The sequence below is a fragment of the Streptomyces sp. NPDC097107 genome (genome assembly GCF_044762405.1).
Classification (GTDB): Bacteria; Actinomycetota; Actinomycetes; order Streptomycetales; family Streptomycetaceae; genus Streptomyces; species Streptomyces thinghirensis.
This window is the reverse complement of record NZ_JBIWEF010000001.1, coordinates 418738-434244: the sequence shown is the minus strand read 5'-3', so window position 1 is coordinate 434244 and position 15507 is coordinate 418738. Positions and strand designations below refer to the sequence as shown.

13 protein-coding genes and 1 riboswitch are annotated in these 15507 nt (G+C 70.1%); of the genes, 10 read left to right on the top strand and 3 right to left on the bottom strand.

What is annotated here, in order from left to right; translation table 11 throughout:
- Positions 1-13 precede the first annotated feature (13 nt).
- Positions 14-1396 carry a cysteine desulfurase/sulfurtransferase TusA family protein gene (locus ACIQ1J_RS02035; protein ID WP_403553270.1) on the bottom strand — a complete coding sequence of 461 codons (1383 nt, stop codon included), beginning with the start codon at positions 1394-1396 and terminating at the stop codon, positions 14-16.
- Positions 1397-1721: 325 nt separating this feature from the next.
- Between ACIQ1J_RS02035 and coxB the strand changes: the two genes are divergently transcribed.
- The 4 genes from coxB to ACIQ1J_RS02015 all read left to right on the top strand — a co-directional run bounded on the left by coxB (position 1722) and on the right by ACIQ1J_RS02015 (position 6216).
- Positions 1722-2681 carry a cytochrome c oxidase subunit II gene (gene coxB / locus ACIQ1J_RS02030; protein WP_210958886.1) on the top strand — a complete coding sequence of 320 codons (960 nt, stop codon included), beginning with the start codon at positions 1722-1724 and terminating at the stop codon, positions 2679-2681.
- A complete protein-coding gene (gene ctaD / locus ACIQ1J_RS02025) occupies positions 2678-4411 on the top strand; it encodes a cytochrome c oxidase subunit I (protein WP_210958888.1) in 1734 nt (577 codons plus the stop codon). Before coxB ends, ctaD begins: the two co-directional genes overlap by 4 nt.
- Entirely contained in the window at positions 4408-4806 is a 399-nt protein-coding gene (locus tag ACIQ1J_RS02020) for a cytochrome c oxidase subunit 4 (RefSeq protein WP_403553267.1), read from the top strand. Before ctaD ends, ACIQ1J_RS02020 begins: the two co-directional genes overlap by 4 nt.
- Before the next feature lie 129 nt (positions 4807-4935).
- Complete coding sequence (locus tag ACIQ1J_RS02015) at positions 4936-6216, top strand: Ig-like domain-containing protein (RefSeq protein ID WP_403553265.1); 1281 nt, start codon at positions 4936-4938, stop codon at positions 6214-6216.
- A gap of 18 nt (positions 6217-6234) precedes the next feature.
- Here ACIQ1J_RS02015 and ACIQ1J_RS02010 read toward each other — a convergent pair whose 3' ends face one another.
- Entirely contained in the window at positions 6235-6636 is a 402-nt protein-coding gene (locus ACIQ1J_RS02010) for a hypothetical protein (RefSeq protein ID WP_210958894.1), read from the bottom strand.
- 188 nt (positions 6637-6824) lie between these two features.
- Here ACIQ1J_RS02010 and ACIQ1J_RS02005 point away from each other — a divergent pair, with 188 nt between their 5' ends.
- From ACIQ1J_RS02005 to ACIQ1J_RS01980, 6 genes are all read left to right on the top strand, one after another.
- Positions 6825-7445, top strand: coding sequence for a heme-copper oxidase subunit III (locus ACIQ1J_RS02005; protein ID WP_064727486.1), 621 nt, complete (start codon positions 6825-6827; stop codon positions 7443-7445).
- Between the two features lie 66 nt (positions 7446-7511).
- On the top strand, positions 7512-8321 hold the full coding sequence (locus ACIQ1J_RS02000; protein WP_210958896.1) for a c-type cytochrome: 810 nt from the start codon (positions 7512-7514) through the stop codon (positions 8319-8321).
- A complete protein-coding gene (locus ACIQ1J_RS01995; RefSeq protein ID WP_210958898.1) occupies positions 8318-9382 on the top strand; it encodes a ubiquinol-cytochrome c reductase iron-sulfur subunit in 1065 nt (354 codons plus the stop codon). Before ACIQ1J_RS02000 ends, ACIQ1J_RS01995 begins: the two co-directional genes overlap by 4 nt.
- Positions 9379-11016, top strand: a complete 1638-nt coding sequence (locus ACIQ1J_RS01990; protein ID WP_210958900.1) for a cytochrome bc complex cytochrome b subunit — start codon at positions 9379-9381, stop codon at positions 11014-11016. Before ACIQ1J_RS01995 ends, ACIQ1J_RS01990 begins: the two co-directional genes overlap by 4 nt.
- Positions 11017-11147: 131 nt before the next feature.
- The gene (gene trpD / locus ACIQ1J_RS01985) at positions 11148-12212 is read left to right on the top strand and encodes an anthranilate phosphoribosyltransferase (protein WP_403553261.1); all 1065 of its coding nucleotides are present in this window, start codon (positions 11148-11150) and stop codon (positions 12210-12212) included.
- A 172-nt stretch (positions 12213-12384) separates the two neighbouring features.
- A riboswitch (SAM riboswitch) is annotated at positions 12385-12501 on the top strand.
- Between the two features lie 146 nt (positions 12502-12647).
- Positions 12648-14096 carry an aminotransferase class V-fold PLP-dependent enzyme gene (locus ACIQ1J_RS01980; RefSeq protein ID WP_403553259.1) on the top strand — a complete coding sequence of 483 codons (1449 nt, stop codon included), beginning with the start codon at positions 12648-12650 and terminating at the stop codon, positions 14094-14096.
- On the opposite strand, the gene ACIQ1J_RS01975 is transcribed toward ACIQ1J_RS01980, so the two are convergent.
- Positions 13985-15253: a glycerate kinase gene (locus ACIQ1J_RS01975; RefSeq protein ID WP_403553797.1), complete on the bottom strand. Its 1269-nt coding sequence runs from the start codon at positions 15251-15253 to the stop codon at positions 13985-13987. The genes ACIQ1J_RS01980 and ACIQ1J_RS01975 overlap by 112 nt on opposite strands.
- Between the last annotated feature and the right edge of the window lie 254 nt (positions 15254-15507).

Below are 15507 nucleotides of genomic sequence, written 5' to 3'. Positions count from 1 at the left end.
GTGAGGGCGCCGTTCAGGCCGACCGGCGGACCAGGTAAGCCGTTCCCCTCTCCGCCGGCTCCTCGCCCACGTACTCCTGTCCCCGCATCTCGCACCACGCCGGGATGTCCAGGCGGGCCGCCTCGTCGTCGGACAGGACACGGACCGTGCCCCCGACGGGCACGTCGCCGATGACCTTGGCCAGCTCGATCACCGGGACGGGGCAGCGCCGGCCGATCGCGTCCACGACGAGGCCGCCCCCGCTCTCGGGGGCGGCCCGAGTGGCCGCAGGCGCGCCCAGCCTCTCCCGCACCGCGGCCACCGTGCCCGGCAGCACCTCCAGGAACCGCTCGACGTCCTCGGGCGGCGTCCCCGGCGGCAGCGACACCCGGACGTTGCCCTCGCTGAGCACCCCCATCGCCTTCAGGACGTGGCTCGGCATCAGGGTGCTGCTCGTGCAGGACGACCCGGAGGAGACCGAGAACCCGGCACGGTCCAGTTCGTGCAGCAGAGCCTCCCCGTCGACGTAGAGACACGAGAAGGTGACGGTGCCGGGCAGCCTGTGCACCGGATCGCCGACCACCTCCACGTCCGGCACCAGATCCGGCACCCGCGCCCGGATCCGCTCCGTCAGCTCCCGCAGCCGGGCCGCCTCCTCGGCCGCCTCGGCCCGCACCGCCCGCAGCGACGCGGCCGCCGCCACGATCGCCGGGAGATTCTCGAAACCGGGCGCCCGCCCCGACTCCCGCTCGTCCCCGGGGCCCTGCGGCGCGAACCGGGCCCCTTTCCGTACGACGAGCAACCCGACCCCGGACGGCCCGCCCCACTTGTGGGCACTGGCCGTGAGCACGGACCAGTCGCCCGGCACCTTCCCCCACCCCAGCGACTGCGCCGCGTCCACCAGCAGCGGCACGCCCGCCGTCCGGCAGACCTCGGCGACCTCCGCCACCGGCTGCTCGGTGCCCACCTCGTGGTTGGCCGACTGGAGGCAGGCCAGCGCGGTGTCGCCGCGCAGGGCGGCCCCGTACGCCGTCGGGTCCACCGCCCCCGTCCGGTCCACGGGCACCTGCGTGACCGTCCCGCCGCCGGCCTCGTGTACTTCGGCCGCATGCAATACGGAGGAGTGTTCGACCGCTGACACGATCAGGTGGGCTCCGGCGCGCCGACGTCCGGCCAGCGCTCCCGCGACCCCCGAATGCACCGCCCGCGTCCCCGAGGGGGTGAATACCAGCTCGTCCGCCCGACATCCCACGGCCTCGGCGGCCGCCTCCCGGGCGGCGTCGAGCAGCATCCGGGCCCGCCGCCCTTCCCGGTAGAGCCGAGCGGGATCGGCCCACCCCTCATCGAGGGAGGCCAACAGCGCCTGCCGGGCGACGGGATGAAGGGGAGCAGCGGAAGCAGCATCGAAGTAGCCCACACGGCAACGCTATGACGTCCGGCGGAAGAGTGCCGACCAGGGGCGCGGGCCCGTGGCACGTGCGGCTCCGCCGCGCGGGCCCGACCAGCCCCAATGCGCCGTCAGCCGCCGACGGACCCCCGGTTCCCACCGCCGTAGGCGCCCCCGTCCCACCCTTTCAGGGTGCCCCCCGGCGCGTATGCCACCCTCCCCGCGACCCCCCGGAGGGCGTCGGCTAGGGTTTGGTCCGCATAAACATCAAACCCCTGCCCGACGCAGGGCGGCGACCGACCAGCGAGAAGGCCGCAGCCGAACAGCGCGGGCGAGACTCTCGGGAAGGCGCTACGTGAGTCCCAACGGCTCCGACCGCTCGCCGCGGCGCCCGATGCGGCGGAAGCTGCTGCAGGCACTGACCGCGGGCCTGGTCCTGGCGACCGCCACCGGTTGCACATACGAGGACTTCCCCCGCCTCGGCATGCCCACCCCAACCACTGAAGAGGCTCCGCGGATCCTCTCCCTGTGGCAGGGCTCCTGGGCAGCCGCGCTGGCCACCGGCGTGCTGGTGTGGGGCCTGATCCTGTGGAGTTGCTTCTTCCACCGGCGCACCCGCACCAAGGTCGAAGTTCCTCCGCAGAACAGGTACAACCTGCCCATCGAGGCGCTGTACACCATTGTTCCGCTCGTCATCGTCTCGGTGCTGTTCTACTTCACCGCACGTGACGAGTCCGAGCTCATGAGCCTCAAGAAGAAGCCCGACGTCACGGTCAACGTGGTCGGCTTCCAGTGGAGCTGGTGCTTCAACTACGTCGAGAGCGTCGACGGTTCCACCGGCGACGCCAAGACCTCCAAGGAACTGGCCGCGATCCCGGACCGGTTCAAGGAGGACTTCCCGGCGAACGCCGGCGGCACCTACGACTGCGGTGTCCCCGGCACGGAGAACCCGCAGACCGGCAACCCCGGCCCGACCCTCTGGCTCCCCAAGGGCAAGACGGTCCGCTTCGTCCTGACCTCGCGTGACGTCATCCACTCCTTCTGGGTGGTGCCGTTCCTCATGAAGCAGGACGTCATTCCGGGCCACACCAATGCCTTCGAGGTGACCCCCAACAAGGAGGGCACCTTCCTCGGCAAGTGCGCCGAGCTGTGCGGCGTCGACCACTCCCGGATGCTGTTCAACGTGAAGGTCGTCTCCCCGGAGCGCTACGAGCAGCACCTCCAGGACCTCGTGAAGAAGGGGCAGACCGGTTACGTTCCCGCGGGCATCGAGCAGACGAGCCACGAGAAGAACCGGGAGACGAACAACCTGTGAGCATCCTCAACGAACCCCAGGGTGCCGCGGCAGGGTCCCACTACGAGGACGAACTGCCGGTCCGGCGCCAGAGGCGTGGCGAGGTCGTGGTGAAGTGGCTGACGACCACCGACCACAAGACGATCGGCACGCTGTATCTGGTGACGTCGTTCGCGTTCTTCGTGATCGGCGGCGTGATGGCGCTGTTCATGCGCGCCGAGCTGGCCCGTCCGGGTCTGCAGATCATGTCGAACGAGCAGTTCAACCAGGCGTTCACGATGCACGGCACGATCATGCTGCTGATGTTCGCGACGCCGCTGTTCGCGGGCTTCGCGAACTGGATCATGCCGCTGCAGATCGGCGCGCCGGACGTGGCCTTCCCGCGGCTGAACATGTTCGCCTACTGGCTGTACCTGTTCGGCTCGACGATCGCGGTGGGCGGGTTCCTGACCCCGCAGGGCGCGGCCGACTTCGGCTGGTTCGCCTACTCGCCGCTGTCCGACGCGGTGCACTCGCCGGGTATCGGCGGTGACCTGTGGATCATGGGTCTGGCCTTCTCCGGCTTCGGCACCATCCTCGGCTCGGTCAACTTCATCACCACGATCATCTGCATGCGCGCCCCGGGCATGACCATGTTCCGCATGCCGATCTTCACCTGGAACGTGCTGCTGACCGGTGTGCTGGTCCTGCTGGCCTTCCCGGTGCTGGCCGCGGCCCTGTTCGCGCTGGAGGCGGACCGCAAGTTCGGTGCGCACATCTTCGACTCGGCCAACGGCGGAGCGTTGCTGTGGCAGCACTTGTTCTGGTTCTTCGGGCATCCGGAGGTGTACATCATCGCGTTGCCGTTCTTCGGCATCGTCAGTGAGATCATCCCGGTCTTCTCCCGCAAGCCGATCTTCGGCTACATGGGTCTGATCGCCGCGACGATCGCGATCGCCGGTCTGTCGGTGACGGTGTGGGCCCACCACATGTACGTCACGGGCGGCGTGCTGCTGCCGTTCTTCTCCTTCATGACCTTCCTGATCGCGGTCCCGACCGGTGTGAAGTTCTTCAACTGGATCGGCACCATGTGGAAGGGATCACTCAGCTTCGAGACGCCGATGCTGTGGTCCACCGGCTTCCTGATCACCTTCCTCTTCGGTGGTCTGACCGGTGTCATCCTGGCCTCGCCGCCGCTGGACTTCCACGTCTCGGACTCGTACTTCGTGGTGGCGCACTTCCACTACGTGGTGTTCGGCACCGTGGTGTTCGCGATGTTCGCCGGCTTCCACTTCTGGTGGCCGAAGTTCACCGGCAAGCTGCTGGACGAGCGCCTCGGCAAGATCACCTTCTGGACGCTGTTCATCGGCTTCCACGGCACCTTCCTGGTCCAGCACTGGCTGGGTGCCGAGGGCATGCCGCGCCGGTACGCCGACTACCTGGCGGCCGACGGCTTCACCGCCCTGAACACGATCTCGACGATCAGCTCGTTCCTGCTCGGCATGTCGATGCTGCCGTTCTTCTACAACGTCTGGAAGACGGCCAAGTACGGCAAGCCGGTCAACGTCGACGACCCGTGGGGCTACGGCCGTTCGCTGGAGTGGGCGACCTCCTGCCCGCCGCCGCGGCACAACTTCCTCACGCTGCCGCGCATCCGCAGTGAATCCCCCGCCTTCGACCTGCACCACCCGGAGGTCTCGGCGATCGACCAGCTCGAGAACGTCGGCCACGGTGAGAAGACCCTCGCCGGCGGCAAGGAGGCCGGGAAGTGAAGATCCAGGGACAGCTCTTCATCTGGCTGAGCGTCTTCATCCTGGCCGTCGCGATCGTCTACGGCTACTGGTCGATGGAGCCGGTCGGCACCACGGCCCTCTTCCTGGCCTTCGGCCTGGCCATCATGATCGGCTTCTACCTGGCCTTCACGGCCAAGCGGGTCGACGTCGGTGCGCAGGACGACAAGGAAGCGGACGTCGCGGACGACGCCGGCGAGATCGGGTTCTTCAGCCCGCACAGCTGGCAGCCGCTGGCGCTCGGGTTCGGCGGAGCGCTCGCCTTCCTGGGCGTGGCGGTCGGCTGGTGGATCATGTACTTCTCGGCACCGGTCCTTCTCGTGGGTCTGTTCGGCTGGGTCTTCGAGTACTACCGCGGTGAGAGCCGCACCCAGTAGCACGCGCCGAGCGCCAAGGGGCCCGGACACTCCGTCAGGAGCGTCCGGGCTCCTTCGTATGCCGTATCCGACTCACTCGTCCGGGTTACCCACCGTGCCGCCGCTGACGTGGCTCTCTAGCGTGAGGTCATGAGCGACACGGTTCACTTCCAGGCGCGGGGGCGTACGGTCGTCGGCTGCACCCTGCTGGTGATGGCCCTCGGCGCGTCCGTCACCGCCTGCAGCAGCGGCGACGACGACAACCCGCTGTCCGCCTCGCCCTACGACGCGGCCGGCCAGATCTCCTTCAGCGGCCCCACGGACGCCGGAAAGAAGGCCGACCCCGACAAACCCCTGGAGGTCGTCGCCGAGGGCGCCGGCGGGCGCATCACGGACGTCACGGCCGTGGACGCGACGGGCCGCTACGTGGCGGGCGAACTCGCCGCGGACGGATCCCGCTGGCACAGCACCTCACCGCTGGCCGCGGGCGCCGGCTACACGGTCCGGGTGAGCACCGAGGACGGCGACGGCGCGCCCGGCCGCAAGGTCCTCACCTTCGAGACCGGCCTGCCCAGCTCCAAGAAGACCCTGGGCGTCTCCTTCGGGCCCAAGGCGGGCGCGTACGGCGTCGGCCAGCCCGTCACCGCGGAACTGAGCCAGCCGGTCGCGGACCCGGCCCAGCGGGCCATAGTGGAACGCGCCCTGAAGGTGGACTCCACGCCGGCCGTGGAGGGCGCCTGGCACTGGGTGGACGACAAGAAGCTGCACTACCGGCCCAAGGAGTACTGGCCCGCCCACGCCACCGTCCAGGTCCGCAGCACCCTCGACGGCATCAAGATCGGCGACCGGATGTGGGGCGGCACCGCCAAGCCCCTGACGATCACCACGGACGACCACGTCGTGGCCGTCACCGACGCCGCCGCGCACACGCTGACGGTCTACCGGGACGGCGAGGAGATCAAGCAGGTCCCCGTCACCTCGGGCAAGCCCGGCTTCGAGACCCGCAACGGCGTCAAGGTCGTCCTGGGCAAGGAACCCTTCGTACGTATGCGCAGCAGCACCGTCGGCATCGCCGAGGGCTCCTCGGAGTCGTACGACCTGCCCGTGTACTTCGCCACCCGGGTCACCTGGAGCGGCGAGTACGTGCACGCCGCCCCCTGGTCGGTCGGCTCCCAGGGCCTGGCCAACGTCAGCCACGGCTGCGTCGGCATGAGCACCGCCAACGCCGAGTGGTTCTTCGGCGTCGTCCAGGAGGGCGACCTCGTCCAGGTGGTCAACTCCGAGGGCGAGACGATGGAACCCTTCGGCAACGGCTTCGGCGACTGGAACCTCGACTGGAACAAGTGGCGCACGGGCAGCGCCCTGACCGGCGGCACCGGCAGCGCCCCGAACACCCAGGAGGCGGCACGGCTGCGGCCGACGGTGGTGTGAGGCGCCCGGCGGGCGCCCCTAAACGCCCTGCAGCCGCTTCTGCCGCAGCAGCGCGGCCAGCGCGCCCGCGAACTCGACCGGCTCCACCGGCAGCGTCACAGCCGCCTCCGCGCGGCTCCACGTCGCCAGCCACGCGTCCTGCGGCCGGGCGATGAGCAGCAGCACCGGCGGGCACTGGAAGACCTCGTCCTTGATCTGGCGGCACAGTCCCATGCCCCCCATGGGCACCGCCTCGCCGTCGAAGACGCAGACGTCGATCCCGCCCTTGTCCAGCTCCTTGATCGCGGCGGCCGGGGTGGCGCACTCCAGGAACTCGACCACGGGCACGTCCGGAGCCGGCCGGCGACCGGTCGCCAGCCGCACCTGCTCGCGGGTGTTGGAGTTGTCGCTGTAGACCAGCACCGTGGCGGTCGGCTGCATGCTTCCTCCGATACGCAGTGAAACAGTCGTAGCCCGTTGCGCCGGATGCTACTCCTCCGAACTCCTCGTCAACACTGGTTCGGACACGGCTTCGACGGGCCGTTCGATGGGCCATACGGGCAGTACAGACGGGGCGGACACTCCGAACGGCACCCCCCGGGGTGAGGGCGGGATAAGCGACCGACATAATGTCGGTCGTGGCGACAGCAACGACAGTAGAAACCGGGCACGCGCACCCGTCGGTCAATCGACCGAACCTCACCAGCGTCGGAACCATCATCTGGTTGAGTTCCGAGCTGATGTTCTTCGCGGCCCTCTTCGCGATGTACTTCACCCTGCGATCGGTGACCGGCCCGGACTTCTGGTCCGAGAAGGCCGACGCGCTGAACTTCCCGTTCTCCGCGACGAACACCACGATCCTGGTGCTCTCCTCCCTCACCTGCCAGCTCGGCGTGTTCGCGGCCGAGCGCGGTGACGTGAAGAAGCTCCGGATGTGGTTCATCGTCACCTTCGTCATGGGTGCGATCTTCATCGGCGGTCAGGTGTTCGAGTACACCGAGCTGGTCAAGCACGAGGGCCTCTCGCTCTCGTCGGACCCGTACGGCTCGGCGTTCTACCTGACCACCGGCTTCCACGGACTGCACGTGACGGGCGGCCTCATCGCCTTCCTGCTGGTCCTCGGCCGCACCTACGCGGCCCGGAGGTTCACTCACGAGCAGGCGACCGCGGCCATTGTCGTGTCCTATTACTGGCACTTCGTCGATGTCGTCTGGATCGGCCTCTTCGCCACGATCTACATGATCAAGTAGTCGCGGCGCGCACCCGCCTCAATACCAGAAGCATCGACGCAGAAGATCCTGACACCGGGGTAATCCGTGAAAAAGCTCTCCGCACGACGACGCCACCCGCTGGCGGCGCTCGTCGTCCTACTCCTCGCGCTGGCATGCACAGGGGGGCTGTACGCCGTGTTCGCACCCGCGGACAAGGCGCAGGCCGATGAAACCGCCCAGTCCCTCGCCATCGACGAGGGCAAGAAGCTCTACGCCGTCGGCTGCGCCAGTTGCCACGGCACCGGGGGTCAGGGCACCACCGACGGTCCGAGCCTGGTCGGCGTCGGCGCCGCGGCCGTCGACTTCCAGGTGGGCACCGGCCGTATGCCGGCCCAGCAGCCGGGCGCGCAGGTCCCGGAAAAGCCGGTCGTCTACTCGCAGGCCGAGATCGACCAGCTGGCCGCCTACATCGCCTCGCTGGGCGCCGGTCCGGCCATCCCGTCGGAGGAGAAGTACGGCCCGGAGGGTGCGGACATCGCCAAGGGCGGTGAGCTGTTCCGCAACAACTGCGCGCAGTGCCACAACTTCACCGGCAAGGGCGGCGCCCTGACGCACGGCAAGTACGCGCCGAGCCTCGAGGACGTCGACCCGAAGCACATCTACGAGGCCATGCTGACCGGCCCGCAGAACATGCCCTCCTTCCCCGACGGCTCGATGTCGGAGCAGAACAAGAAGGACATCATCGCCTACCTGGACGCGGTCAACAGCGACGACACCGTTGAGCCCGGTGGCCTCAGCCTCGGCGGACTGGGTCCGGTCAGTGAAGGTCTGTTCGCCTGGGTGTTCGGACTGGGCGCCCTGATCGCCGTCGCCGTCTGGGTCGCCGCTCGGACCGCAAAGGCCAAGAAGTCATGAGTAGCCAAGACATTCCAGAAGAGAACCTGCCCGCTGAGCAGGACGCCCCGCACGGGCACCGCTCGGTGCGCACCGCGGACGACCAGAACCCGTTCGCCGACCCGGGACTGCCGCCCCACGAGCACCGGATCCAGGACACCGACGAGCGGGCCGCCAAGCGGTCCGAGCGCACGGTCGCCCTGCTGTTCACGCTGTCGATGCTGGCCACGGTCGGTTTCATCGCCTCGTTCGTGACGATCCCGGTCGACAAGTCGGTCTACATCTTCCCGCTCGGCCACATCAGTGCGCTGAACTTCGCGCTCGGCATGACGCTCGGCGTCGCGCTGTTCGCGATCGGCGCCGGCGCGGTCCACTGGGCCCGGACCCTGATGTCCGACGAGGAGGTCGCCGACGAGCGTCACCCGATCGAGGCCGACCCGGAGACCCGTGCCAAGGTCCACGCGGACTTCAAGCAGGGTGCCAAGGAGTCCGTGATCGGGCGCCGCAAGCTGATCCGCAACACGATGCTGGGCGCGCTCACGCTGGTGCCGCTCTCCGGTGTCGTCCTGCTGCGCGACCTCGGCCCGCTGCCCGGCACCAAGCTCCGCCACACCCTGTGGTCCAAGGGCAAGCTGCTCGTCAACATGAACACCCACGAGCCGCTGCGTCCCTCGGACGTCGCGGTGGGCTCCCTCACCTTCGCCATGCCCGAGGGCCTGGAGGAGCACGACGAGGAGTTCATGACCGAGATCGCCAAGGCGGCCCTGATGATCATCCGGCTGGAGCCGGAGGCCATCAAGGACAAGCGCGAACTCGAGTGGTCGCACGAGGGCATCGTGGCGTACTCGAAGATCTGCACCCATGTCGGTTGCCCGATCTCCCTGTACGAGCAGCAGACGCACCACGCGCTCTGCCCCTGCCACCAGTCCACCTTCGACCTTGCCGACGGCGCCCGGGTGATCTTCGGTCCCGCCGGTCACGCCCTGCCGCAGCTGCGCATCGGCGTGAACGACGAGGGTTACCTCGAAGCGCTCGGCGACTTCGAAGAGCCCGTCGGTCCTGCCTTCTGGGAGCGCGGATGAGCACTACAGCCAACGAAGCCCCCCGCTCTCGCGGGAAGGCACCGGCCGGCGAGCGCGTCGCCGACTGGGCCGACGGCCGGCTGGGGATCTACTCCCTGGCCAAGGCCAACATGCGCAAGATCTTCCCCGACCACTGGTCGTTCATGCTGGGTGAGGTCTGCCTCTACAGCTTCATCATCATCATCCTCACGGGTGTGTACCTGACGCTGTTCTTCCACCCCTCGATGAACGAGGTCGCGTACCACGGCTCGTACGTGCCGCTGCAGGGCCAGCTGATGAGTGAGGCGTACGCCTCGACGCTGGACATCAGCTTCGACGTCCGCGGTGGTCTGCTCATCCGGCAGATCCACCACTGGGCGGCGCTGATCTTCCTCGCCGGCATGTTCGTGCACATGATGCGCGTCTTCTTCACCGGCGCGTTCCGCAAGCCGCGTGAGATCAACTGGCTGTTCGGCTTCCTGCTGTTCGTCCTCGGCATGTTCACCGGCTTCACCGGCTACTCGCTGCCGGACGACCTGCTCTCGGGCACCGGTATCCGCTTCATGGAGGGCGCGATCCTGTCCGTGCCGATCGTCGGCACGTACATCTCGTTCTTCCTCTTCGGCGGGGAGTTCCCCGGCCACGACTTCGTGGCCCGGTTCTACTCGATCCACATCCTGCTGCTGCCGGGCATCATGCTCGGCCTGGTGGTCGCCCACCTGATCCTGGTCTTCTACCACAAGCACACGCAGTTCGCGGGTCCCGGCAAGACCAACAAGAACGTCGTCGGCATGCCGTTGCTGCCGGTGTACATGGCCAAGGCCGGAGGCTTCTTCTTCCTGGTCTTCGGTGTGATCGCCGCCATCTCGGCCATCGCCACGATCAACCCGATCTGGGCCATCGGCCCCTACCGGCCGGACATGGTCTCCACCGGAGCCCAGCCCGACTGGTACATGGGCTTCTCCGAGGGCCTGATCCGTGTGATGCCGGGCTGGGAGATCAACTTCTGGGGTCACACGCTCGTCCTGGGCGTGTTCGTCCCGCTGATGATCTTCCCGCTGGTCCTGGTCGCGATCGCGGTCTACCCGTTCATCGAGTCCTGGGTCACCGGCGACAAGCGCGAGCACCACATCCTGGACCGCCCGCGCAACGCCCCGACCCGGACCGCCTTCGGTGTCGCCTGGATCACCTGGTACATGGTGCTGCTGATCGGCGGCGGCAACGACCTGTGGGCCACGCACTTCCACCTGTCGATCAACGCGATCACCTGGTTCGTCCGCATCGGGTTCTTCGTCGCCCCGGTCGTCGCGTTCATCGTCACCAAGCGGATCTGCCTCGGCCTCCAGCGCCGGGACAAGGACAAGGTGCTGCACGGCCGCGAGTCGGGCATCATCAAGCGCCTGCCGCACGGTGAGTTCATCGAGGTGCACGAGCCGCTCAGCCAGGAGCAGCTGCACACGCTCACCGCGCACGAGCAGTACAAGCCGGCCGAGATCGGCCCGGAGGTCGACGAGAACGGCGTCCGGCGCAAGGTGAAGCGCACGGAGAAGCTCCGCGCCAAGCTGAGCAAGGGCTACTACGGCGAGGAGTCGCAGATTCCGAAGCCGACCGCCGAGGAGTACAAGGAGATCACGAGCGGCCACGGCCACCACTGACCCTCCAGCGTCGCCACACCACGGTCGAAGGGCCCCGTCCGTTCCGCGGACGGGGCCCTTCGCCGTGCCCGGGGCTGGATAGGGTGGGACCACACTCCCTTTCCGCGATACACACGATTCAGGAGCGGCTCATGAGCGCTGTGACCCCCGCTGGAGGCGACACCGCGGCGGGCCGCTCCTGGCCCGCCCTGCTGAACGGACTCCTGGACGGCCGGGACCTCTCCGCGGACGACACCGCCTGGGCGCTGGACGTGATCATGCGCGGCGAGGCGACCGACGCCCAGATCGCGGGCTTCGCGGTGGCGCTCAGGTCCAAGGGCGAGACCGTCGAGGAGATCTCCGGCCTCGTCCGCACCATGTACGCCCACGCCAACGTGATCGAGGTGCCGGGGGAGACGGTCGACATCGTCGGCACCGGCGGCGACGGCGCCAAGACGGTCAACATCTCCACCATGTCGGCGATCGTCGTGGCCGGTACCGGCGCCAAGGTCGTCAAGCACGGCAACCGGGCCGCCTCCTCGGCGTCCGGGGCCTCCGACGTCCTGGAGAAGCTCGGGGTCAACCTGGAGCTGACGCCGAAGCGGGTGGCGGAGGTCGCCGAGGAGGCCGGCATCACCTTCTGCTTCGCCGTGAAGTTCCACCCGGCGCTGCGCCATGTGGCGGCGGCGCGCGGTCAGCTGGGCATCCGCACCGTGTTCAACTTCCTGGGTCCGCTGACCAACCCCGCCAGGGTGAAGGCCCAGGCGATCGGGGTCGCCCATGCCCGGATGGCGCCGATCATCGCCGGTGTCTTCGCCGAACGCGGCCACTCGTCCCTGGTCTTCCGGGGCGACGACGGCCTCGACGAGCTGACCACGACGGCCACCTCCCGGGTGTGGGTCGTGCGGGACGGCCGGGTGACCGAGGAGACCTTCGACCCGCGGGACGTCGGCCTCGAACTCGTGCCGGTCCAGGCGCTGCGCGGCGCCGACGCCTCCTACAACGCCGACGTCGCCCGCCGCCTGCTGGCCGGGGAGACGGGCCCCGTACGGGACGCGGTGCTGCTGAACTCGGCGGCCGCCCTGGTGGCCCTGGAGCCCGGCGAGGAACCACTGGCCGAGCAGATCAGGGCCGGCATGGACCGGGCGGCCGAGGCGATCGACTCGGGAGCCGCCAAGGGCGCCCTGGACCGCTGGGTGGCCGCGAGCCACGCGTAGCGCTCACGGGTGACGTTCGGATCGGGCCGGCTCCGGGCAGCGGCGCCTTGCGACTGGCCCCGCGACCCCGGCAGGATCCGAACGACACCCCCTGGGCCCCGTGGTGTGACGTGCGTCCCGCGATCCGGACTCGGGTTGCGGGGCGTCGATCTTTTCCCTAGGTTTTTCGTCAGGTCATGAGTGACAGTCATGAGGCCCCGGCCGACTGTCCGGCAACCCTCCGTCCGTGGCGGGGTGCCCCGGGTGAAGACCAGGCCGTGGACAGCAAGGTTCACGGCAAGCGCGGACCCCTCGCGAAACCAGGGGTCCTGGGTCGTCCGAGGGAGTCTCCCGTGAACCAGCGAATGCGATAGGGCCGCAGAGCCCCGCCTCCGCACACCTTCTTCTTCTCTTTCACAGCGCCCGTCCTCGCGCTGGTCCTCACGGGAGTCCGCCATGTCCGTACCCACCGCTGTCGCCACCCCGCTGCCCGTTCTCGGCCGCGATGTCACCGTCCCGCTCGTCACCGGCGGGGAGGTCACCTACGCCGCGCTCGACTACGCCGCCAGCGCGCCCGCGCTCCAGCGGGTCTGGGACGACGTGGCGGCCTACGCCCCCTACTACGGCAGCGTGCACCGCGGGGCCGGGTACCTGTCGCAGCTGTCGACCGACCTGTTCGAGAACGCCCGGGAGACCGTCGCCGAGTTCCTCGGATGCCGGGACGGGGACCAGGTCGTGTTCACCCGGTCCACCACCGACTCCCTCAACCTGCTCGCCGCCGCGCTGCCCGCCGGCTGCCGGGTCTTCGTCTTCGAGACCGAGCACCACGCCTCGCTGCTGCCCTGGGGGACCCCCCACGCCGCAGGGCGTAGGGGGAGGGGCGCCGACGTGACCTACCTGGACGCCCCGCGCACCCCGGCGCAGGCCGTCGAGACCCTGGAGCGCGCCCTCGCCGCCCGCGAGCCCTACGGGCCCGCCCTGGTCTGTGTCACCGGCGCCTCCAACGTCACCGGCGAGCTGTGGCCGGTGCGTGAACTGGCCGCCGCGGCGCACGCGCACGGCGCCCGGATCGTCCTGGACGCCGCGCAGCTCGCCCCGCACCACCCCGTTTCCGTGGCCGACCTGGACGTCGACTGGGTCGCCTTCTCCGGGCACAAGCTGTACGCCCCCTTCGGCTCCGGTGTGCTGGCCGGCCGGGCGGACTGGCTGCGCCGGGCGGAGCCGTACCTCGCCGGCGGCGGCGCCAGCCGCAGGGTCACCCGGCGCGCCGGCGGCGGCGTGGAGGTGGAGTGGCACGACAGCGCCGCGCGGCACGAGGCCGGGTCGCCCAACGTCATCGGCGCCTACGCGATCGCCTCCGCCTGCAAGGCCCTCACCGAGGCCGGGTTCGACGCGCTGGTCGCCCGCGAGGAGTACCTGATCGGGAAGGTGCGGGACGGGCTCGCCGAGGTGCCCGAGGTGCGGATCCTCTCCCTCTTCGGCGACGACGCCTCTCGCGTCGGCGTGCTGTCCTTCGTCGTCGAGGGCTGGAACAGCTCGCACTTCGCCGCCGCGCTCTCCGCCGAGTACGGCATCGGGGTGCGTGACGGCCTGTTCTGCGCGCACCCGCTGGTGCGCACCCTGCTCGGCAGCGCCCCACAGGCGCAGGGCGAGTGCGGCGCCCCCGAGGCGGCGCCGGGGGAGAAGTCCCTCAACGCCATCCGCGTGAGCTTCGGCGCGGGCACTCCGGACGAGCACGTCGAGCGGTTCGTGAACGCCGTCAAGGAGCTGGTGAACGAGGGCGCCCGGTGGAACTACCGGGCCGAGGACGGGCGTTGCGTGCCCGACCCGTCCGCCGCCGGCACCGCGGCCGCCGGCACCGCGGCCGCCGCCGCCGGCACCGCGGCCGCCGGCACCGGCGCCTGACCCGGCAGCCGCGACCCCAGCAGGATCATCCGCAGCGCCCGCTCCGTGGCGTCCGTGAGGAGTTCGGCGGCGCGCAGCAGCGCGTCCGCCAGGGCCATCGGCGCCGGCATGATGCCGTGGCAGGCGTCCACCCCCGGCACCTCGTGCGCGCCCTCGCCGAGCGTGCCGGCCAGGGCGAGGACGGGACGGCCGTGGAGCTTGGCGCGGCGGGCGACCTCGGCCGGGACCTTGCCGCGCGGCGTCTGGTGGTCCAGGGCGCCCTCGGCGGTGAGTACCAGGTCGGCGCGGGCGAGGCGGGCGTCCAGGTCGAGGTGGCCGAGGAGCACGTCGAAGCGGGGCAGCAGCCGGCCGCCGACGGCGGCGAGCCCAGAGCCCAGCCCGCCGGAGGCGCCGGTACCGGGGCCGTGGCGCAGGTCGGTGCCGATGACACCGAGGTCCCGGGTCAGGACACGCGCCCAGTTCTCCAGCCCGGCCGACAACTCCTCGACCTGCGCGGGCGTCGCCCCCTTCTGCGGGCCGAACACCCGGGCCACGCCCCGATCGCCGCACAGCACGTTGAACGGATTGCAGGCGACGAGCAGCTCGGTGTCCTTCAGCCGGGCGTCGAGGCCGGACGGGTCGACGCGGGCGAGGCGGCTCAGCTCCCGGCCGCCGGGCGGGAGTTCGAAGCCGTCCGCGTCCAGCAGCCGGGCCCCGAGTGCCTGGAGCGCGCCCGCGCCACCGTCCGACGTACCCGAGTCGCCGCAGCCGACCAGGATGCGCCGCACCCCGGTGTCCAGCGCGGCGCGGATCAGCTCGCCGACGCCGTACGTCGTCGTGGCGCCCGGGTCGCGCAGGGCGCGGGGGACCAGGGAGAGGCCCGCGACGGCCGCCATCTCCACCACCGCCGTGTCCCGGGCGCCGAGCAGCGCGAAGTGCGTGCCGACGGGTTCGCCGACCGGGCCGGTGGCGGCCAGCGCCACCAGCCGCCCGCCGGTCGCGGCGGCCAGCGCGACGGCCGTGCCCTCGCCGCCGTCCACCAGCGGGATGCGGTCGATCTCGGCGTCCGGCAGGACCCGGCGGACACCCTCGGTGATGGCGTCGGCGGCGGCCTGCGCGGACAGGGACTCCTTGAAGCCGCTGGGAGCCACGACGACACGGTTCAGCAGCGAGGGCATGGCGGGCATGGCGGGCGCGGCGGGTACGGAGGGCGCGGCGGGTACGGCGGGCGCGGCGGGTACGGAGGACGTGGCGGGTACGGCGGGTACGGAGGACGTGGCGGGTTCGGAGGGCGTGGCGGGTTCGGAGGGCGTGGCGGGTACGGAGGGCGCGGCGGGTACGGAGGACGTGGCGGGTACGGAGGACGTGGCGGGTACGGAAGGCGCGGCGGGTACGGAAGGCGCGGCGGGTACGGAGGACGCGGCGGGCACGG

Bases quoted from the DNA above. Each gene is read 5' to 3' on its own strand.
- ACIQ1J_RS02015 (WP_403553265.1), top strand. From the start codon at position 4,936: ATGAGCGACACGGTTCACTTCCAGGCGCGGGGGCGTACGGTCGTCGGC.
- ACIQ1J_RS02010 (WP_210958894.1), bottom strand. From the start codon at position 6,636: ATGCAGCCGACCGCCACGGTGCTGGTCTACAGCGACAACTCCAACACC.
- ACIQ1J_RS02005 (WP_064727486.1), top strand. From the start codon at position 6,825: ATGTCGGTCGTGGCGACAGCAACGACAGTAGAAACCGGGCACGCGCAC.
- ACIQ1J_RS01995 (WP_210958898.1), top strand. From the start codon at position 8,318: ATGAGTAGCCAAGACATTCCAGAAGAGAACCTGCCCGCTGAGCAGGAC.
- ACIQ1J_RS01990 (WP_210958900.1), top strand. From the start codon at position 9,379: ATGAGCACTACAGCCAACGAAGCCCCCCGCTCTCGCGGGAAGGCACCG.
- trpD (WP_403553261.1), top strand. From the start codon at position 11,148: ATGAGCGCTGTGACCCCCGCTGGAGGCGACACCGCGGCGGGCCGCTCC.
- ACIQ1J_RS01980 (WP_403553259.1), top strand. From the start codon at position 12,648: ATGTCCGTACCCACCGCTGTCGCCACCCCGCTGCCCGTTCTCGGCCGC.
- ACIQ1J_RS01975 (WP_403553797.1), bottom strand. From the start codon at position 15,253: ATGCCCTCGCTGCTGAACCGTGTCGTCGTGGCTCCCAGCGGCTTCAAG.